Below are 18,160 nucleotides of genomic sequence, written 5' to 3'. Positions count from 1 at the left end.
TTTCCACATGGTGGAAAGCTTAAAATAACGTTAACAAAGAATGGTTGACGGAATTACTCTTTGTAGAAAAACCACTTTACCAACTCGCTGTAACTTGCTTTTTTTCCGTACATTAAAATACCAACGCGATATATACGTGCTGCTACCCAAACGGTAAAAATAAAGCCAATTACCATTAAGCCCATTGATAGGCCTACCTGCCACGGATCAGGGTCGAATGGTAAACGAACCATCATAGCTACGGGAGCAGTGAACGGAATGATAGATAGCCAAAAGGCCAGTGTGCTATCAGGGTTTTGAGCCAGAAACGTTACTGATATAAGGTAAGTAAACAATAACGGCATGGTGATAGGAAACATAAACTGCTGCGTTTCAGATTCACTGTCAACTGCAGAACCAACCGCCGCAAACAGTGCGCTATAAAGTAAAAATCCGGTAAGGAAATAAAACAAGAAGCAACTTACAATGTACCCAAACGGCACACCCTTTAATGATGCAAATACACCCAGCATAGGGCTTTGCGGAGCGTTAAAGTATTTGTTGGCAATGTAACTTACCACTACAGAAAGTATAATCCAGGCCAAAAACTGGGTTAAACTTACTAACGCTACCCCTATAATTTTGCCAAGCATTAACTGAAATGGCTTAACCGATGATACAATTACTTCAATAATGCGATTGGTTTTTTCTTCAATAACACCACGCATAACCTGTGCGCCGTAAATAAATAACGAAAGGTAAATGATAATGGCACCTGCTACACCAACACCATACAAAGCACCCACGTTTGATTCCTTGTCGCCACTGTCTGTCACCTCTTTGGCACTAATGCTTATGTTACTTTTAACATCCTTAATTTTTGACGTGTCTATACCGCGTGCAATCATATTGTTATTAGTGGCTATATCATTCAGCTGACGCTCAATGGCCATTGATACGGTTATGTTCGGTTTCTTTTCAGAAAGCAGCTGTATAGATTTCAGGCTCTCATAGTCCTTTGGTATGTACAGCAAGATATCGTCTTTATGTGTTTTTAAATCTTTACGGGCTGCAGTCAAAGGTTTGTTTACATCCTCAAACTTAATGGTTGACTTGTTTTGCATTTTGCCGGCAAATTGGCCGGTTTCATCTAAAACCTTAACCGTACGTATGGCATTTAGCTCGCTGCTGTTTTTGTAAATAAGGTACATTACAGCATACATTGCCAATAAAAGAACAGGTACCAAAAACACCGTTACTAAAAATGCTTTTTTGCGCACACGCGATAAGTATTCGCGTTGTATAATAAGTAAAACTTTGTTCATGTGAATAGGCTTATTTGGTTTGCTTAATAAATATTTCGTGAACGCTTGGTATAATTTCTTGCAGGCGGTTGACGCTTACCTGTGGAATAAGGTATTGTAGAACATCATTTGAGGTAGCACCTTCGTTTAGTTTCAAACGTAATGTATGCGTTTCATCGCTAAATGTCTCATCAATGGTGGTAAAGGGTTGGTTACCGTTTAAGCTTAAAGCATTACCGCTATACTCAATTACATATGTTGCATTACGATATGAATTGCGTATGTCTTTTATGCGCCCGTCAAGTATTTTGTGTGATTTATGTATAAGGGCAATTGAGCTGCACAACTCTTCAACAGACTCCATGCGGTGCGTTGAAAAAACTATTGTTGCACCTTTTTGGTTAAGCTCGATTATTTCGTTTTTTATAACCTCAGCATTGCCCGGGTCAAATCCGCTAAATGGTTCATCAAGAATGATTAAATCAGGTTCGTGTAAAACGGTGGCAACAAATTGTGCTTTTTGCTGCATGCCTTTGGAAAGTTCTTCAACCTTTTTATTCCACCAGTCTTGAATTTGTAGCTTTTCAAACCAGTTTTTTATGCGGCGGGTAGCCTCAGCGTTGCTTAAACCTTTAAGGCGGGCAAGATAAACGATCTGCTCGCCTATAGCCATTTTTTTGTATAGTCCGCGCTCTTCGGGCATGTAGCCAATCCTTTCAATATGAGATTGATTGAGCTTTTCGCCGTTAAATAGAATTTCACCCGAGTCGGGCGCTGTAATTTGATTAATGATGCGGATAAGAGACGTTTTGCCGGCGCCATTAGGGCCTAATAGACCAAATATCTGGCCGGCCGGTACCTCAAGGCTAACATCATCCAACGCGCGGTGACCGGCGTATTGTTTTACAATGTTGCGAATGCTAAGCATAAATGTGGGGTCAGTGGTTAAGTACGTGAATTTAGCGTTTAATTTTTAGATAACATTGACAAAACCTTGTTACAAATACCGCAGGAATATTTTCAACAAAAAAAGCCTGAAAGCGTAATGCTTTCAGGCTTCATTATTTTAAAAGCAGCTTAAATTAAGCTTACACTTCTGTTAACAAACTCGGTTAGTTCGGCACCGGTTAATAAACCTTGTGAAAGTAAAGCCAAGTCGAAAGCTTGCTTAGCTAATTGAGCTTGCTCATTTTCGTCGCCGGTTTCCAAAATTCGGCTTATAAGTTTATGATTTCCGTTTACCACAACCTTATAGTTGTCTGGCAGGTTGCCGTAAAAGCTCATGCCGCCACCCATTTGAGCCATATCTTTCATGCGGCGCATAAATTCGTCCATGGTTACGGTTACCGGTAATTCGTCGGGGTTAAGACTTTCCAGCTCAACTTTAAAGCCAGGTTTGGTAATAGCTTTTTCAAATACGGTTTTGACCTGTGTAACCTGATCGTCAGTCAACACAGTTGCAGGTGCATCATCTTTTTTGATAAGCTTATCCGCAACATCAGCATCAACGCGTTTCAATGATGTCTTTTCGAGCTTTTGTTCCAGCTGACTAACAAAATGATTGTCAATAGGGGAGTTCATCACCAAAACATCATAACCCTTTTTGGTAGCCGATTGTATAAATGAATCCTGCTTTTCCGGCTCATTGGTGTATAGGTATACCAGTTGTCCGTCTTTATCAGTTTGTGCTGCTGTAACCTTTTCTTTGTACTCGTTTAGTGTATAGTTTTCTTTGGCGGTGTTGGTCAATAACACAAAGTCTTTAGCTTTCTCATTGAACTTATCATCGCTTACATAACCATACTTCACAAATAAGCCAATGTCGCTCCATTTTTCTTCATAGGCTTTACGGTCGGCTTTGAAAATTTCGCTTAACTTATCAGCAACTTTTTTGGTGATGTAAGTATTAATTTTCTTTACATTGCTATCGGCCTGTAAGAAACTTCGTGATACGTTCAGCGGAATATCCGGTGAGTCGATAACGCCGTGTAAGAGCATCAAAAACTCAGGAACGATATCCTTAACCTCATCAGTTATAAATACTTGGCGAGAGAAAAGTTTAATTTTATTACGTTGAAAATCAAAGTCATTTTTAACCTTAGGGAAGTATAGCACACCTGTAAGGTTAAACGGATAATCCACGTTCAGGTGAATCCAGAACAACGGTTCTTCAGAGAATGGATAAAGCTCTTTGTAAAACTGAAGATAATCTTCATCCTTAAGTTCAGATGGCGCTTTGGTCCATATAGGGGTAGTTTCGTTGATGATGTTATCACTAACTACCGACATGTACTTAGGCTTGCCTTCTTCATCTTCACCATCAGGAACTTGATCTGTACGCTCACCAAACTTAATTGGCACAGGTAAAAACTTAGCATACTTGTCTAAAATTTCCTGTAGTTTCTGTTTGCTTACAAACTCTTCCGAATCTTTGTTGATATGCAATATAATGTCGGTACCCCTTGTGGTGCGTGTTCCTTCAGTTATTTCAAATTCCGTACTGCCATCACAAGTCCAGCGCGCAGGTTCTGCACCTTCCTGGTAAGATAACGTGTTAATTTCAACCTGATCGGCAACCATAAAGGCAGAATAAAAGCCCAAACCAAAGCGTCCTATAATTTCGTTAGCGTCTTTAGCCTCTTTGAACTTTTCCATAAACTCAGTTGCACCCGAAAATGCAATTTGATTTATGTATTTTTTTATCTCATCAGCATTCATACCAATACCGTTATCAGAGATGGTAATGGTTTTGGCAGTTTCGTCTAACGCAACTTCAACTTGTAATTCACCTAATTCGCCGTTATACTGACCTAAAGACGATAAGCGTTTCATTTTTTGAGTAGCGTCAACCGCGTTTGATACCAGCTCGCGCAAAAAAATCTCGTTATCAGAGTATAAAAACTTTTTGATGATGGGGAAGATATTTTCGGTATGAATCGAAATTGTTCCTTTTTCCTGCATATGATTATTTTTAATATTATTATTTGATTACAACGGTTTTAACAAGGCTTGTTCCAATTGTATTTTAATTGTCAAAATGGCAGAGAAGTTAACAGCAAGTGTAGTTTTCCAAAAATTGATGCTGCAAAATGTGTCGATGTTTCAGAAGGGAGCAGACGTGTTTTACTTCAACGATACCAGAGGCTATTTATGAACTTCGGCTTGCATGTAGCTGCCTATCACTTGCTCATTGAAATCGGGACTTTGAGAAAAGGCTTTGATGATAGCATCACGATCAGTAGAAGTACGGTTTTGGCTGAGTTTCTTTTTACCCTGTAAGTCGCTTATTTTGATATCAAATACTACAATTCCCTTGCACATCTTCAGTTTATAGTCCATAGGCAAACCCGCCCATTGCTTAAGATAGGCCATGTCATATGAACCTATCATTTCTTCGAGTGCTTGTAATTGTTCCGCTTCGTCTGTAATTACTGTAGCTTCACCGTAGGCATGTATTGCTATGTAATTCCAGGCTGGTACGTTCAGCTCCTTTTCATAATGGGCAGGAGATATGTATGCATGCGGCTCGGTAAAAATTACCAGCGATGTTCCGTTAGTTATATATTCAGCTTGTGGATTGGCCTTGGCCAAATGGGAAGATAAGATCACCTGCTCACCTTGTTGTTTAATCAGAAAGGGGAGGTGAGTGGCCTCGGGTATATTGCCGCTTGTATTAATTAATGTAGCAAAGCTGTATTGCTTCATAAAAGCAACAGCCTCGCTAACATCATTTAACTCAAAGCTTTTTGGCGTATACATTTTACAAGCTTTGCAACAATTGCTTAAGTACTACCTGAGCAGCCCAAACTCGGTTACCTGCTTCATGTATAACCACAGAGTTTGGTCCGTCCAGTATTTCGTCAGATAGCTCCAGGTTGCGGCGAACAGGCAGGCAGTGCATTACTTTAGCATCATTGGTTGCTTTCAGTTTCTCGTTGTTCAGCATCCACTCAGGGTGAGTGCCGGTAACTGCACCGTAAGGCTCATAAGCCGACCAGTTTTTTACATAGATAAAGTCGGCACCAGTAAGGGCTTCATCCTGGTTATGCGTTATAGTTGCGCCTTGGGTAAAATCTTCGCTTAATTCGTAACCCTCGGGATGCGTGATGACAAATTCAACGTCGGCTTTACACATCCACTCAGCAAAGGAGTTAGGCACAGCCTGTGGCAGCGCTTTAATGTGAGGTGCCCAGGTTAAAACCACCTTAGGACGATTAACCGTTTTAAGCTCGGTGATAGTAATTAAATCGGCCAAACTCTGCAACGGATGGCGGGTAGCCGATTCAAGGCTTACAACTGGTACGCCACAGTATTCAACAAACTTATTGAACACCTGCTCGGTATAATCCTCATCACAATTTTTAAGTCCGGGGAATGAGCGCACACCAATTATATCAACATACTGACCTAAAACGGCAGCGGCTTCGCGTACGTGCTCAACGGTAGTGCCGTTCATCACAGCTCCATCCTGCAGTTCCAGTGCCCAGCCTTCTTTATCAATATTTAGTACCATTACGTTCATACCTAAATTAAGCGCGGCTTTTTGCGTGCTCATGCGGGTACGTAAACTTGGATTGAGAAATACTAAACCTATGGTTTTGTTCTTTCCTAACTCTTGAAAAGCATACGGACTGCTTTTCAATTCCAAAGCTTCGGCCACTAAGGCGTTAATGTTGTTAACGTCGTGTACTGATGTAAACTGTTTCATGAAACCCTCTAAGCCTCCCCAAAGGGGAGGGGTACTATTAATGGTGAAAATTATATTATGCCGTTACGGATGCTGGTTTTAAAACTGCTGCAAATGCTGTTAAGAATTGGTCGGCATGTGCTTTGGTTAAGTTTAATGCAGGTAATAACCTTACTACATTTGGCTTAGCTTCGCCGGTGAATATGTGATGTTTATTCAGTAGCTCTTTACGCACATGGGCCAATTCTTCAGGTAATTCAATACCTATCATCAAACCCCTGCCACGCACTTCTTTTACTTGTTCAAACTTTTTAAGTTCTTCTATCAGGTATCCGCCAACTTCGGCAGCATTTTGCATTAAGTTGTTTTGCTCAATTTCTTCTAACACCGCCAATGCAGCAGCGCAAGCCAAGTGATTACCTCCAAACGTGGTGCCCAGCATACCGTAAGCCGGTTTTATTTTTGGCGAAATGCTGATGGCCCCAATTGGAAAACCATTGCCCATACCTTTTGCCATGCTGTAAATATCGGCATCAACACCGGCAAAATCATGTGAGTAAAACTTACCTGTACGGCCATAACCACATTGTACAGAATCGGCTATAAATACAGCATTATGCTCATCGCATAATGATCTTATTTTTTGCAGGAAGCTTTCGGTAGCTACCTGTATACCACCTACGCCCTGAATGCCTTCAATTATAACTGACGATATTTCATTTTGGGCAAATGCCTGCTCTAAAGCAGCTTCATCGCACCAAGGCAAAAATATCACATTGTCTGTTTCATTAACCGGGGCAACAATTTTGGCGTTGTCGGTAGCAGCTACAGCCAAAGAGGTACGGCCATGAAATGCTTTGCGGAAAGCGATGATCTTCTTTTTACCATTATAAAAAGAAGCCAGTTTAAGTGCGTTTTCATTAGCCTCAGCTCCAGAGTTACACAAAAACAGTTGGTAATGTTCCTTGCCCGATACCTTGCCCAGCTTTTCGGCCAATTGCTTTTGCAACGGAATCTCTATCGAGTTTGAGTAAAAGCCAATCTGGTGCAACTGATCTTCTAAACGCTTAACATAATGCGGATTAGTATGACCAATTGATATTACGGCATGACCGCCGTATAAGTCTAAATATTCAGTTCCTTTATCATCATAAACCAAGCTGCCAACACCTTTTACAATGTTGATAGGATTGATTGGATATACGTCGAATAAATTCATTTTTTTGAGGTTAAGGGTAAAAGGTTAAAACGCAGCTGCTTTCAAACGCAAGCCAGCTGTCTCATCTAAACCAAATATCAAATTCATATTCTGTACCGCCTGGCCCGATGCGCCTTTTAACAAATTATCCATAATGCTGATGATGAATAACTTGTTGCCCTTTTTCTGTACCTGGACAAAGCACTTGTTAGTATTTACAATTTGCTTCAAGTCAATGTTGCGGGTAGTTACATGGGTGAACGGGTGGGCGGCGTAATAATCACTATATAACTTTACCGCATCCTCGGCGGTTAGGTCGCTGTTCAAATATATTGAGGCTATGATGCCTCGGGTAAAGTCGCCCCGGTACGGAATAAAGTTAACATCTTTATCAAAACCTGGCTGTAACTGCGTAAGCGATTCGCCAATTTCGTTTAAATGCTGGTGATCAAACGCTTTATAAACCGACGCGTTGTTATTACGCCAGGTAAAGTGTGAGGTAGCCGACAAACTTTGCCCTGCACCGGTAGAACCGGTGGTGGCGGTTATGTGTACTTCGGCATTTAAGTTATTGCTGGCAGCTAAGGGCAGCAAGCCTAGTTGTAAACAGGTTGCAAAGCAACCAGGGTTGGCAATGTTGCTGGCATGCTTTATAGCATCACGATTTAACTCCGGCAAACCATAAACAAATCTGCGTGAATCAATACCCGACTTTTGTTTCAACCTAAAATCCTGGCTCAAATCAATAAGCTTTACCGTTTCAGGGAATGGATTTGCTTCCAAAAACTTGCGGGCATCACCATGACCAACGCACAAAAACAAAACGTCAATATTGTGGGATAACTCACCGGTAAACTTTAGCTCAGTATCGCCAAATAGGTCGGTATGAACTTCGTAGATGTAATTGCCTGCATTGCTGTTGCTATGCACAAAGGCAATATCAACCTGTGAGTGGTTTACCAAAATGCGCAATAACTCGCCTCCGGTGTAACCTGCTCCTCCAATAATACCTGCTTTTATGTTAGCCATTGCTATATTGTTATTTTGAATAATAAAAAATCGTCGGTTAACTCTTGCTGTTCAAAGCCGATGGCTTTATAAAGGCTTTGCGCGGTATAGTTTTCCTTTTGCGTTTCCAACTGAATGAATGTTGCTCCGGTTTGTTTACCAAACTCCATTGCCGTTTTAATCAATTGTTCGCCAATGCCTCTTTTTCGGTAAGCTTCAGCAACGTACAAATCATTCAAGATCCAGTTTTTTGTAAGTTTGGCCGATGAGTACTTTGGGTATAGCTGGGTAAAGCCAACCGGTTGATCCGCCCCATCTAAAGCAACAAATATTACCGACTCTTTATTGCTTAAACGCTGTGAAAGAAATGATGTTGATGCAGCTTTATCTGGCTGCTGTTTGTAAAACACCCTGTACTGATCAAATAGATCGGCAACAAGATTTAACTCATCAACATCAATTCTTTTAATTTTCATTTTGGTCGTTTACCTTGTGATAAATCATCACCTGGTTACCAAATATTTTAGAGAAGCCTTTTACGTCTTCGCCGCTCCAGGCGTTGTTCATTTCGCCGTAGCTACCAAATTTGTTCGACATTAAATCGTGATCAGATTCAATACCGGTTACCTGGAAGCGGTATGGGTTCAGTTCGACGAATACTTTACCGCTAACGTTGGCTTGAGTATCATTAAGGAAAGCCTCAATGTTACGCATAATAGGGTCGTGGAACTGACCTTCGTGCAGCCAGTTGCCGTAGAATGACGATAGTTGGTCTTTCCATGAAAGCTGCCACTTGGTCAACACATGTTTCTCCAATGTATGGTGTGCCTTGATAATTACGATAGGAGCGGCAGCCTCAAAACCTACGCGGCCTTTAATACCAATAATGGTATCGCCAACGTGAATGTCTCTGCCAATCCCGTAAGGTTGGGCTATGGTCTGCAATGCCTGTATAGCTTTAGCCGGATGATCGTAAGAAGTGCCGTCAATACCTACCAGTTCACCTTTCACAAATTCAAGTTCAATGTGCTTGGTGTCTGCCGCGGTAACCGGGGTAGGCCACGCGTCTTCTGGTAAACCTAAGTTTGAGGTCAAGGTTTCTTTACCACCAACTGAAGTACCCCAAATGCCCTTGTTAATTGAGTATTTGGCTTTTTCGAAGTTCATTTCAACACCATGCTTCTTCAAGTATTCAATCTCTTCCTCGCGGCTCAATTTCAAATCACGGATAGGAGTTAAAATCTGTACATTAGGCACTAGGATGTTAAAAATCATATCAAAACGCACCTGATCATTACCAGCACCGGTACTACCGTGTGCTACGTACTCTGCGCCAATTTCTTTGGCGTAATTGGCAATAGCAGTAGCCTGGCTTACACGCTCCGCACTAACTGATAAAGGGTAGGTGTTGTTTTTTAATACATTACCGTAAATTAAGTAGCGTACACAAGTGTTGTAAAAGTTAGCCGTTTCATCAACTACGTGGTGTGAGGTAACGCCCATTTTAAATGCACGCTCTTCAACCTGCTTTAGTTCTTCGTCGCTAAAACCACCGGTGTTTACAATTACCGAGTGTACTTCATGACCCAAGTCGCGGGTTAAGTAGATGCAGCAAAATGAGGTATCCAATCCGCCGCTATAGGCTAAAACTACTTTTTTCTTCATTATACGGTTGTAATATGTAATGTACTTTGTATTAAAAATGTATGTTCTTAAGGCTTTTTTTAAGTGCGCTTTCAATACGCTCTAACAGGGTAGCCTTATGAGTTATTTTCTTAAGGTTTTCTTCAAGCTGTTTTTGCTTGTCTTCCGGGTCCCACAGCATGGCGGTACACATGCAGTTTTTGCGTTCTTTAGACGTTAAAATATCGTAGTTAACGCAACTGCGGCAGCCTTTCCAAAAATCTTCATCCTGAGTGAGTTCTGAATAGGTAACAGGCTCGTAACCTAGTTCGGAATTTATCTTCATCACGGCTAAACCGGTTGTTAAACCAAATATTTTAGCGTGCGGATATTTATCGCGCGATAACTGGAATACAGCCATCTTAACGGCCTTTGCCAAGCCCACCTTTCTAAATTCGGGGTTAACGATGAGGCCCGAGTTGGCCACAAAGTCGCCGTGGCTCCAGGTTTCAATATAGCAAAAGCCGGCCCAGGTGCCATCTTTATGTAAGGCAATTACGGCTTTGCCTTCAAGCATTTTATTAGCAACATATTCTGGCGAACGTTGTGCAATGCCGGTGCCGCGTGCTTTTGCTGATGCCGCCATCTCATCACAAATTTGAGGGGCGTAATCAACATGTTTCTCAGACGCAACTATTATATCAAAATCTTGTAAAGTCATGAGTAATTAAACGTATTACCGTCAAACTATCGGCTTAAAGCCTAAAATAAAACTAAGGTTGTTTAATAGTGAAACACGTATGTTCCGTTTGGGTTGTGGTGAAAGTAAAAACTTTCTCAAACCCTTGGAATGAATAATCGTCGTCGAGACGGAAAATTAACTAAAACAGCAACGTTCAAAGCAGCGGCAAACCGTGCAGTTACTGCTTCGGTAAAAGGCCTTATTATGCTTTGGATGTTCATTTTATAAATAATGTAATTTGTTTCAGAATTTTGTGCAAAGTATTCAAATATATTTTATTTATGCAAGTAAAAAATGCATATAAACGTTATTATTTTTAAATAAATTTTGCGTGCATCATCAAACATAACACAACCAGACATTGAATGCCTTTTACAGGTATTTAATATCGTGCAAGCATTTGACCGGCAGGCCTTTGATGCGATACTACCGCACTGGCAAGTTGTTAATTGCAAGCGAAAGCAAACCTTAACTATTGAAGGGGATACCGAGCGGTATCTGTACGTTGTAAGTGAGGGCATACAAAGATGCTATTGTAACCACCAGAATAAGGAAGCTACGATGGTGTTCTTTTATCCCGGTTCATTTGCGGGGGTGGTTGAGAGCTATTTATTGCAGCGTGCTTCAACCATGAACTTCGAAACGCTTACCACAAGCCGTTTGTTGAGAATAAATTATACTCACTTTATGCAAGTTACGGAGCAGTACCCTCAGATTGAACGCTGGATGCGTGTACTGCTAAGTTATACGCTTGCAGGTGTCTTGGAAAGACAAAAGGAGCTAAGCGTTTATTCGGCCGCTGATAAGATGAACGCATTGTTCAAGAGAAGCGCATTTATATTTAACCTCGTTCCGCACAAGTATCTGGCTTCATACATAGGTGTTGATCCAGCTACGTTCAGTAAATTGTTAAGCAAAATGGATGAAGGTAAAAACAATGGCATAGATCAAGATTTTTAGGCATTGGAAACAGTTACTTTGCCCAAACACAAATAAAGTCATGTCACAATTTAATTCATTACAACTTTTGCAGGCTTTAAAAGCAGATTTGCAAACTGTAACTAATGCGATCCTCAATTTCACACCAGACGAAGAAATGTTGAATAGTGCTCCTGTACCCGGCAAATGGAGCATTGCGCAAGTTTTAGAACATCTCAACTTTTACCACAATTTTTATTTGCCCGAAATTGAAAAGGCTTTCAGCAAGCACAAACAAATATATAATGACGACAATTCAAAATTTACCTCCGGACGCATTGGTGGCTATTTAACAAAAATAATGCAGCCCGATGCTGCAGGTAAAGTGAGCAATAAAACTAAGGCATTCAAAGATTATATTCCTGCCCCGTACCTTAATGCTCAAAACGTGCTGAACAGCTTTTTGCAAAACCAGATACGATTTGCCAACTTAATAGAGCAGGCACAGCATTATGATTTGAATAGCTTGCGCGTACCAATGAGCATCACCAAACTTATTCGGTTAAAATTAGGAGATATGTTGCGCGTGTTAGTAGTGCATCAGCAACGTCATCTAATTCAAATTAACGATGCCATAGAGATGCTTGAACGGCAGCAGTTGTACAAGCAGTAAACACATACACCAAAATTTACGTTTATGTAGGTATGAATGATGCGCCTTTAATACTTACGTTAATGCTTGATGATGCAAGTCAACAATATTTTAACCAATTAAGAACGGCACACTTCCCACCCGAGCGCAACTATTTGGATGCTCATTTAACGCTTTTTCATAACCTGCCTGCTCATGAAGCTCAAATTGTAAAGGATATTGAATTTGCTGCAATAAATCAAACAACAATGCAACTACAGATAAAAGCGGTTAAAAGTATTGGCAGCGGTGTGGCTTTTGATATTGAGTGTATGCAGTTAAAGCAACTTCATAATTATTTGCAGCAACTTTGGCAACCTTGGTTAATTCCGCAAGACAAGCAAAAGCTTTGGCCTCACATAACTATACAAAATAAGGTTACGCATGATGCCGCAATGTTGCTTAAAGCTCAACTGGAAAATGATTTTGAATCATTTGAAGCAACAGGAACCGGCCTGGCTCTGTTTGAGTACAGGGGAGGGCCATGGGAATTTGTACGAGAATTTAAATTTGGAACTTAATTATACCTGTTGAATGTTTCGCGCCAATCCTTACGCATGTCAGCAAAACGTGCAGTAACGGTGGCGTAAAAGGTTTCATCCAGTAATTCAAATACACTGTTTACACCATCCATCAGGTCAGCCTCAGCAACCTTATAAGTTTGCTCAAAGGCACCTTGCTCGATTTTAATAATGAACTTTCGGTTCATGTTAAATATGGAAACCTTAAAATCTGTATGGGGTATTTCGGCAATTACTCTCATGTGTTATTCAAATTTAACTTTTCCCTGCAACGGATCCTGGCCATTTAAGGTACCCCAGGCAGCTACAGGTTTAAAACGTGCAAACAGCTCTTCGCTATACCAATTCTCAGTGCGGGTTTTTTTAACAACATCGGCATGCTCGCGGCCTTTGTAGGCAAACGCCTTAACATCATCAAGGCTCTCCCATACCGAAAATGTAGCTTGCCTGTACACAGGTGCTTCGCCAATCCCAACAGATGTGATATATCCTTGTGCTTTTGTCATGTAGGCTGCTGCCTGGTCAACATGGCTCCAGAAGTTTTTTAAACGGTTAAGTCTTATCGTGGCACGTGTTAAAACAGCAACAGGGCCTTCATAGTCCTGCTTTGCCGCACCATTAAACGGATCTTGTCCATCCCATTTGCCATGACTTTGAAGTGGCTCGGCTAACATTGTCCAGCTTTCTATGGTAAGCTTTTTCCACCATGATGTTATAAACGACCGTTGTTGAAACGCCTCATAGTCGGCCCTGCATTGCCAAACTGCAAGTAGACCCCACTGCTGCCAATCGGGCGAGAGGTCGAAAGTTCCGTTGCGCCCACAGCCCATTAATTTCCAAAAAGTACAGCCTTTTTGCAGCATAAGCGGAAACCGGTGAATGGCCATGGCAAAAAGCGCAAAGGGTACAAATGTTTTCCGGTAGCGTACTATAGTGAGGCTAACAATCATTACTGAGCGAAATAAACAATTAAATATGATATTCACCTTATTTACTTTTATGGGCACCTGCTTACATTTGTACCATGGCCGAAGACTTGAACATCATTCAATCAACTGATAAAGCAGCACAATATCAATCGCTCATACCTCAAATAGAGGCGCTTTTGCATGGCGAAACAGACCAAACAGCTAACCTGGCTAATATGGCGGCAGCACTTAAAGAGCAATTCAAATGGTTTTGGGTTGGCTTTTATTTGGTTAAAGAAGGGCAATTGGTTTTAGGGCCTTTTCAAGGCCCAGTGGCTTGCACGCGTATAGGCCTGGGCAAAGGGGTGTGCGGTGCTGCTTGGGAACAAAAGAAAACCCTTGTAGTACCCGATGTTGAAGCTTTTCCCGGGCATATTGCCTGCAGTTCGTTGTCGCAATCTGAAATTGTTGTACCACTATTACACAATGGAGAGGTAATGGGCGTTTTAGACGTTGACAGTGAGATGCTTGATCAGTTTGATGAAACAGATGCTTTGTACCTTGAAGAACTGGTGAAGCTCATTAAGTTTTAAATGAAACTCTTTCTTATTTCAGGACTGGGTGCCGACAGGCGTTTGTTTAACAAGCTTAATGTGCCCGGCTACGAACTTGTTCATGTAGACTGGGTTGAGCCCGAATCCTCAGACACTATTTCTACTTATGCTCAAAAACTAATAGATACTTATGATATTACAAATGGGGCAAATGTATTAGGAGTATCGTTAGGAGGAGTGATGACCGTTGAAATAAGTACGCTGCTCAACCTGCGTAAGGCCATTATCATATCAAGTATCAAATCGGCAGATGAAATACCGGCCTACTTTAAGTTTTTTCGTAAAGTTCCAGTTTACAAAATAATACCTCATGGTTTTTACACCGCTATGGGTGGTATTATAAAGCCCTTATTTGGCGATACCAAAGGTAAAGCCGGGTTTCTGTTTGCAGATATGATAAAAAACGCTTCCCCGGCGTTTATGCGCTGGGCTATGCACGCTATTCTTTACTGGGTGCCAAATCCTCTTAACGCCAAAATTTATCACATCATTGGTAATAAGGATCTGATATTTCCGCATCGAAGAATAACTACAGCCACTCACATTGTGAATGAAGGCAGTCATGATATGGTATATACTCGTGGAGCCGAAATCAGCAAACTAATACAATCCATACTCAATGAAGAAGTTGCCTGAAAGTTTCTATTTAAATAATCAGGTAACCAATGTTGCCCGTAATTTACTTGGTAAGTATATATTTACCTGTATTGACGGTGTAGTTAGCGGCGGTTACATTGTTGAAACAGAAGCCTATAATGGAGTTGTAGACAAGGCGTCACATGCCTATGGTTATCGTTTAACACCCCGCACACAAACCATGTATGAACATGGTGGAATTGCCTATGTGTACCTTTGCTATGGAATACATGAAATGCTTAACGTTGTAACATCTGTGGAGGGGCAGCCTCACGCTGTACTTATTAGGGCAGTAAATCCAACAGAGGGAATTGATGCCATATTGCACAGGCGCAACATGGCCGTTGTAAAGCCGAATATCACCGCCGGTCCTGGTTCGGTAGGTAAGGCTTTGGGCATAACACGCAAGCTTAATGGTGTAAGCTTCCAAAGTGATACCATTTGGATTGAGGACCGTGGGTTAAGCTTTTCGGATCAGGAAGTTGCTGCCGTTCCGCGCATTGGCGTTACTTATGCTAAGGAAGATGCACTGTTGCCATACCGCTTCTATGTAAAAGGCAATGCCTACGTAAGCAAACCAAATAAATAAAATTCAATCAAAACTCATGCTGGTGGGTTATTAAGTTATCAAACTAAAATATCTCGCCATGGAGTATCAGAATGAATTAAAAAAACTTGAAAATATCGATCATCTGCGTACGCTTATTGATAAATCGAAAACAGCAATGCTAACTACTTTCGGCACTACCGATGGTTTTCACAGCAGGCCAATGGCTACTGCTCAACTTGATGTGGAAGGTGCTTTGTGGTTCTTTACCAATGAGTTTTCACCTAAGGTTGCCGAAATATCTATTGACAATAAGGTGAACGTTACTTATTCAAATTCAAGTGCAAATACTTACATCAGTATTAATGGTACAGCACAGCTTGTTGATGACAGAGCAAAGATGCATGAACTTTGGGATCCATTTATTGAAGCTTTTTTCAAAGACGGAGTTGAAGACCCAAAACTCATTTTGCTTAAGGTTGACATTAGCGATGCTGAATATTGGGACAACAGTGCAGGTGCGCTAGGCCTGGCGTTTAAGTGGATGAAAGCAGTAATAACCGGAACAAAATTTGAACCGGGCGAGCACGAGAAAGTTGATCTATAAAATACAGGCAGGTTAAACCTGCCTTTTTTGTATAATTGACCAATGGAATTTCAAAACACTGCCCAATTTGCTGCGCAGCTTGATGCACAGGATCCTTTAAACAGTTTTCGAGAGCAATTTTTAATACCAAAGCACAATGGCAATGATGCTATTTACTTGTGTGGTAATTCCTTAGGATTGCAGCCAAAAACTACTCAACAGTACATAGGCGATAAGTTAAACGAGTGGCATCATTTAGCCGTTGAAGGATGGTTTCAGGGTGATAGCCCGTGGCTTGATTATCATAAACAATTATTACCTGCGCTGGCTGATATTGTAGGTGCGAAGCCTGCAGAGGTGACTGTAATGAATTCACTTACTATTAATTTGCACTTACTGATGGTGAGCTTTTACCAGCCCAAAAATGGTAGGTATAAAATTTTGATGGAGGGTGGTGCCTTTCCATCTGATCAGTACGCAGTAGAAAGTCAGGTAAGATTTCATGGCTTTGACCCCGCTGATGCTATCATCGAAGTATTTCCACGTAACGGTGAAAGCACGCTCCGTACACAAGATATTTTAGATGTTATACAAGCTAATGCAAATGAGGTTGCCTTGGTATTATTCAGTGGTATAAATTACTACACAGGGCAGTTTTTTGACTTAAAAGCAATTGCCCAAGCAGCACACGAAGCCGGTGCAATTGTAGGCTTTGACTTAGCTCATGCCGCGGGTAACGTTCCGTTGCAGCTTCATGATTGGGAGGCTGACTTTGCTTGTTGGTGTTCATACAAGTACATGAACTCTGGCCCTGGCGGTGTAAGTGGCGTATTTGTGCATGAGCGTCATCACCAAAACAAGGAATTAAATCGTTTTGCCGGCTGGTGGGGGTACCGTAACGACACCCGCTTTAAAATGGCGCCCGGCTTTGAGCCTGAAGCTGGCGCTGAAGGCTGGCAGGTTAGTACAAGTCCTGTTTTGTTGATGGCAGCACATAAGGCCTCACTCGATGTTTTTGAAAAAGCAGGGGGTGTAAATGCTTTGTATAGTAAGGCAAAAACACTAACCGGTTACCTGGAGTATTTGATTAGTCAAGTAAATCAAAAAATTGATTATGAATTATTTAAAATTATTACTCCAACCGATGTATGTCAACGTGGCAGTCAATTGTCCTTAATATGCAAGCATAATGGTAGAGCCATATTTGACTATTTAGTTAAGCAAGGTGTAATAGGCGACTGGCGCGAACCTGATGTAATCAGGTTGAGTCCGGTACCGCTATATAACACATTTGCTGATGTATACATCGCGGCAAGTCACCTGGCCGATGCTGCCAAAGCAATAACCGCATGATCACGTATAACCCTAAAGATTGGTTCACCTTTCTGTTTCGCTTTCATAAGTCTGATACCTTGCGTAAGCTTTTTCCGCTAATGATTGGCGTCGGTTTGTATGCTGCTTTGATTACCTGGCTATTGCTTGATTATATTCATTTGCCTGATAGCAGTGTAATTCACAAAACCAGTGTTGTGCATTCAACATTGGGATTTGTTTTATCGTTACTATTAGCCTTTCGTATTAATTCGGCTTATGACCGTTGGTGGGAAGGGCGTAAACTTTGGGGTGCATTAGTTAATAACAGTCGTAACCTGGCTATTAAGGTAAGGCATTTGGGTAATGATGCCGACAAGCAGTTTTTTAATCAGCATATACCTTTGTATGCAGAAACGTTAAGAGATCACCTGCGCGACCGCAATAACGAAAATGCTATAGGCGCCGGTTTTCGTTCTGATCAGCATGTGCCTAATCAGGTAGCATCGGCTATGATAGCGCGTGCTTATCAATTAAATGAAGGTTCTATTGATACCGGACAATTGATAAGCATCAACGCCGAGTTAATGTCCTTTACAGATATTTGCGGCGCTTGCGAACGTATTAAGAACACGCCTATACCTTACAATTATGGTACTTTCATTAAAAAGTTTATTTTCTTTTTTGTGATGAGCTTGCCGCTTACCTGGGCTTTTGAACTTCGCTACTACATCATCCCAATTATTGCATTTGTGCTCTATGTACTGGCCAGTATTGAATTGATTGCCGAGGAAATTGAAGATCCGTTTGGGTTTGATGAAAATGACTTGCCGCTGGATAAAATTTCGGCCAATATAAAAAAGCATGTTGGGGAAATACTTGAATAG

General features: G+C 41.2%; 21 protein-coding genes. 9 read left to right on the top strand and 12 right to left on the bottom strand.

The annotated features are described in order from the left end of the window. Positions 1-53 precede the first annotated feature (53 nt). The 10 genes from GO816_RS12305 to GO816_RS12260 all read right to left on the bottom strand — a co-directional run bounded on the left by GO816_RS12305 (position 54) and on the right by GO816_RS12260 (position 10,520). Positions 54-1,304: an ABC transporter permease gene (locus GO816_RS12305; protein ID WP_157542228.1), complete on the bottom strand. Its 1,251-nt coding sequence runs from the start codon at positions 1,302-1,304 to the stop codon at positions 54-56. Positions 1,305-1,314: 10 nt separating this feature from the next. Beyond that, positions 1,315-2,211 carry an ABC transporter ATP-binding protein gene (locus GO816_RS12300; protein ID WP_157542227.1) on the bottom strand — a complete coding sequence of 299 codons (897 nt, stop codon included), beginning with the start codon at positions 2,209-2,211 and terminating at the stop codon, positions 1,315-1,317. A 149-nt stretch (positions 2,212-2,360) separates the two neighbouring features. Beyond that, positions 2,361-4,244, bottom strand: coding sequence for a molecular chaperone HtpG (gene htpG, locus GO816_RS12295; protein ID WP_157542226.1), 1,884 nt, complete (start codon positions 4,242-4,244; stop codon positions 2,361-2,363). A 183-nt stretch (positions 4,245-4,427) separates the two neighbouring features. Continuing rightward, complete coding sequence (locus GO816_RS12290) at positions 4,428-5,042, bottom strand: FMN-binding negative transcriptional regulator (protein WP_157542225.1); 615 nt, start codon at positions 5,040-5,042, stop codon at positions 4,428-4,430. A gap of 1 nt (position 5,043) precedes the next feature. Continuing rightward, on the bottom strand, positions 5,044-5,991 hold the full coding sequence (locus tag GO816_RS12285; protein WP_157542224.1) for an N-acetylornithine carbamoyltransferase: 948 nt from the start codon (positions 5,989-5,991) through the stop codon (positions 5,044-5,046). A 55-nt stretch (positions 5,992-6,046) separates the two neighbouring features. After that, positions 6,047-7,189 carry an aspartate aminotransferase family protein gene (locus GO816_RS12280; RefSeq protein WP_157542223.1) on the bottom strand — a complete coding sequence of 381 codons (1,143 nt, stop codon included), beginning with the start codon at positions 7,187-7,189 and terminating at the stop codon, positions 6,047-6,049. 24 nt (positions 7,190-7,213) lie between these two features. Continuing rightward, complete coding sequence (gene argC / locus GO816_RS12275; RefSeq protein ID WP_157542222.1) at positions 7,214-8,197, bottom strand: N-acetyl-gamma-glutamyl-phosphate reductase; 984 nt, start codon at positions 8,195-8,197, stop codon at positions 7,214-7,216. A gap of 2 nt (positions 8,198-8,199) precedes the next feature. Next, positions 8,200-8,652: a GNAT family N-acetyltransferase gene (locus tag GO816_RS12270; protein ID WP_157542221.1), complete on the bottom strand. Its 453-nt coding sequence runs from the start codon at positions 8,650-8,652 to the stop codon at positions 8,200-8,202. Next, on the bottom strand, positions 8,642-9,841 hold the full coding sequence (argG, locus tag GO816_RS12265; protein WP_157542220.1) for an argininosuccinate synthase: 1,200 nt from the start codon (positions 9,839-9,841) through the stop codon (positions 8,642-8,644). Before argG ends, GO816_RS12270 begins: the two co-directional genes overlap by 11 nt. A gap of 31 nt (positions 9,842-9,872) precedes the next feature. Next, on the bottom strand, positions 9,873-10,520 hold the full coding sequence (locus GO816_RS12260) for a GNAT family N-acetyltransferase (protein ID WP_157542219.1): 648 nt from the start codon (positions 10,518-10,520) through the stop codon (positions 9,873-9,875). 411 nt (positions 10,521-10,931) lie between these two features. Between GO816_RS12260 and GO816_RS12255 the strand changes: the two genes are divergently transcribed. Genes GO816_RS12255 through GO816_RS12245 form a run of 3 tightly spaced genes read left to right on the top strand, consistent with a single transcriptional unit; the run spans position 10,932 to position 12,671 of the window. Then, positions 10,932-11,501 carry a Crp/Fnr family transcriptional regulator gene (locus tag GO816_RS12255; protein WP_198171507.1) on the top strand — a complete coding sequence of 190 codons (570 nt, stop codon included), beginning with the start codon at positions 10,932-10,934 and terminating at the stop codon, positions 11,499-11,501. A 40-nt stretch (positions 11,502-11,541) separates the two neighbouring features. Beyond that, a complete protein-coding gene (locus tag GO816_RS12250) occupies positions 11,542-12,132 on the top strand; it encodes a DinB family protein (protein WP_157542217.1) in 591 nt (196 codons plus the stop codon). Positions 12,133-12,164: 32 nt separating this feature from the next. Next, positions 12,165-12,671, top strand: coding sequence for a 2'-5' RNA ligase family protein (locus GO816_RS12245; RefSeq protein WP_157542216.1), 507 nt, complete (start codon positions 12,165-12,167; stop codon positions 12,669-12,671). On the opposite strand, the gene GO816_RS12240 is transcribed toward GO816_RS12245, so the two are convergent. Both GO816_RS12240 and GO816_RS12235 read right to left on the bottom strand, forming a co-directional pair. Then, on the bottom strand, positions 12,668-12,913 hold the full coding sequence (locus GO816_RS12240) for a hypothetical protein (protein ID WP_157542215.1): 246 nt from the start codon (positions 12,911-12,913) through the stop codon (positions 12,668-12,670). The two genes, GO816_RS12245 and GO816_RS12240, sit on opposite strands and share 4 nt — an antisense overlap. A gap of 3 nt (positions 12,914-12,916) precedes the next feature. Next, positions 12,917-13,621: a DUF3291 domain-containing protein gene (locus GO816_RS12235; RefSeq protein WP_157542214.1), complete on the bottom strand. Its 705-nt coding sequence runs from the start codon at positions 13,619-13,621 to the stop codon at positions 12,917-12,919. A 74-nt stretch (positions 13,622-13,695) separates the two neighbouring features. Here GO816_RS12235 and GO816_RS12230 point away from each other — a divergent pair, with 74 nt between their 5' ends. Genes GO816_RS12230 through GO816_RS12205 form a run of 6 tightly spaced genes read left to right on the top strand, consistent with a single transcriptional unit; the run spans position 13,696 to position 18,160 of the window. Then, entirely contained in the window at positions 13,696-14,172 is a 477-nt protein-coding gene (locus GO816_RS12230; RefSeq protein WP_157542213.1) for a GAF domain-containing protein, read from the top strand. Continuing rightward, positions 14,173-14,829, top strand: coding sequence for an alpha/beta hydrolase (locus GO816_RS12225; RefSeq protein ID WP_157542212.1), 657 nt, complete (start codon positions 14,173-14,175; stop codon positions 14,827-14,829). Then, positions 14,813-15,418, top strand: coding sequence for a DNA-3-methyladenine glycosylase (locus GO816_RS12220; RefSeq protein ID WP_157542211.1), 606 nt, complete (start codon positions 14,813-14,815; stop codon positions 15,416-15,418). Before GO816_RS12225 ends, GO816_RS12220 begins: the two co-directional genes overlap by 17 nt. Before the next feature lie 58 nt (positions 15,419-15,476). Continuing rightward, positions 15,477-15,983 carry a pyridoxamine 5'-phosphate oxidase family protein gene (locus GO816_RS12215; RefSeq protein WP_157542210.1) on the top strand — a complete coding sequence of 169 codons (507 nt, stop codon included), beginning with the start codon at positions 15,477-15,479 and terminating at the stop codon, positions 15,981-15,983. Between the two features lie 42 nt (positions 15,984-16,025). Continuing rightward, positions 16,026-17,315: a kynureninase gene (gene kynU, locus GO816_RS12210; RefSeq protein ID WP_157542209.1), complete on the top strand. Its 1,290-nt coding sequence runs from the start codon at positions 16,026-16,028 to the stop codon at positions 17,313-17,315. Further along, positions 17,312-18,160: a bestrophin family protein gene (locus tag GO816_RS12205; RefSeq protein WP_157542208.1), complete on the top strand. Its 849-nt coding sequence runs from the start codon at positions 17,312-17,314 to the stop codon at positions 18,158-18,160. Before kynU ends, GO816_RS12205 begins: the two co-directional genes overlap by 4 nt.

The organism is Mucilaginibacter aquatilis, from assembly GCF_009755275.1.
GTDB classification, from domain to species: domain Bacteria; phylum Bacteroidota; class Bacteroidia; order Sphingobacteriales; family Sphingobacteriaceae; genus Mucilaginibacter; species Mucilaginibacter aquatilis.
Note: the sequence above shows the minus strand (reverse complement) of the source record. Positions and strands in the feature narration are given on the sequence as shown.

Bases quoted from the DNA above. Each gene is read 5' to 3' on its own strand.
- htpG (WP_157542226.1), bottom strand. From the start codon at position 4,244: ATGCAGGAAAAAGGAACAATTTCGATTCATACCGAAAATATCTTCCCC.
- GO816_RS12250 (WP_157542217.1), top strand. From the start codon at position 11,542: ATGTCACAATTTAATTCATTACAACTTTTGCAGGCTTTAAAAGCAGAT.
- kynU (WP_157542209.1), top strand. From the start codon at position 16,026: ATGGAATTTCAAAACACTGCCCAATTTGCTGCGCAGCTTGATGCACAG.
- GO816_RS12260 (WP_157542219.1), bottom strand. From the start codon at position 10,520: ATGACTTTACAAGATTTTGATATAATAGTTGCGTCTGAGAAACATGTT.
- GO816_RS12240 (WP_157542215.1), bottom strand. From the start codon at position 12,913: ATGAGAGTAATTGCCGAAATACCCCATACAGATTTTAAGGTTTCCATA.
- GO816_RS12270 (WP_157542221.1), bottom strand. From the start codon at position 8,652: ATGAAAATTAAAAGAATTGATGTTGATGAGTTAAATCTTGTTGCCGAT.
- GO816_RS12220 (WP_157542211.1), top strand. From the start codon at position 14,813: ATGAAGAAGTTGCCTGAAAGTTTCTATTTAAATAATCAGGTAACCAAT.
- argC (WP_157542222.1), bottom strand. From the start codon at position 8,197: ATGGCTAACATAAAAGCAGGTATTATTGGAGGAGCAGGTTACACCGGA.
- GO816_RS12215 (WP_157542210.1), top strand. From the start codon at position 15,477: ATGGAGTATCAGAATGAATTAAAAAAACTTGAAAATATCGATCATCTG.
- GO816_RS12285 (WP_157542224.1), bottom strand. From the start codon at position 5,991: ATGAAACAGTTTACATCAGTACACGACGTTAACAACATTAACGCCTTA.
- GO816_RS12290 (WP_157542225.1), bottom strand. From the start codon at position 5,042: ATGTATACGCCAAAAAGCTTTGAGTTAAATGATGTTAGCGAGGCTGTT.
- GO816_RS12235 (WP_157542214.1), bottom strand. From the start codon at position 13,621: ATGATTGTTAGCCTCACTATAGTACGCTACCGGAAAACATTTGTACCC.
- GO816_RS12225 (WP_157542212.1), top strand. From the start codon at position 14,173: ATGAAACTCTTTCTTATTTCAGGACTGGGTGCCGACAGGCGTTTGTTT.
- GO816_RS12245 (WP_157542216.1), top strand. From the start codon at position 12,165: ATGAATGATGCGCCTTTAATACTTACGTTAATGCTTGATGATGCAAGT.
- GO816_RS12205 (WP_157542208.1), top strand. From the start codon at position 17,312: ATGATCACGTATAACCCTAAAGATTGGTTCACCTTTCTGTTTCGCTTT.
- GO816_RS12300 (WP_157542227.1), bottom strand. From the start codon at position 2,211: ATGCTTAGCATTCGCAACATTGTAAAACAATACGCCGGTCACCGCGCG.
- GO816_RS12280 (WP_157542223.1), bottom strand. From the start codon at position 7,189: ATGAATTTATTCGACGTATATCCAATCAATCCTATCAACATTGTAAAA.
- GO816_RS12305 (WP_157542228.1), bottom strand. From the start codon at position 1,304: ATGAACAAAGTTTTACTTATTATACAACGCGAATACTTATCGCGTGTG.
- argG (WP_157542220.1), bottom strand. From the start codon at position 9,841: ATGAAGAAAAAAGTAGTTTTAGCCTATAGCGGCGGATTGGATACCTCA.
- GO816_RS12230 (WP_157542213.1), top strand. From the start codon at position 13,696: ATGGCCGAAGACTTGAACATCATTCAATCAACTGATAAAGCAGCACAA.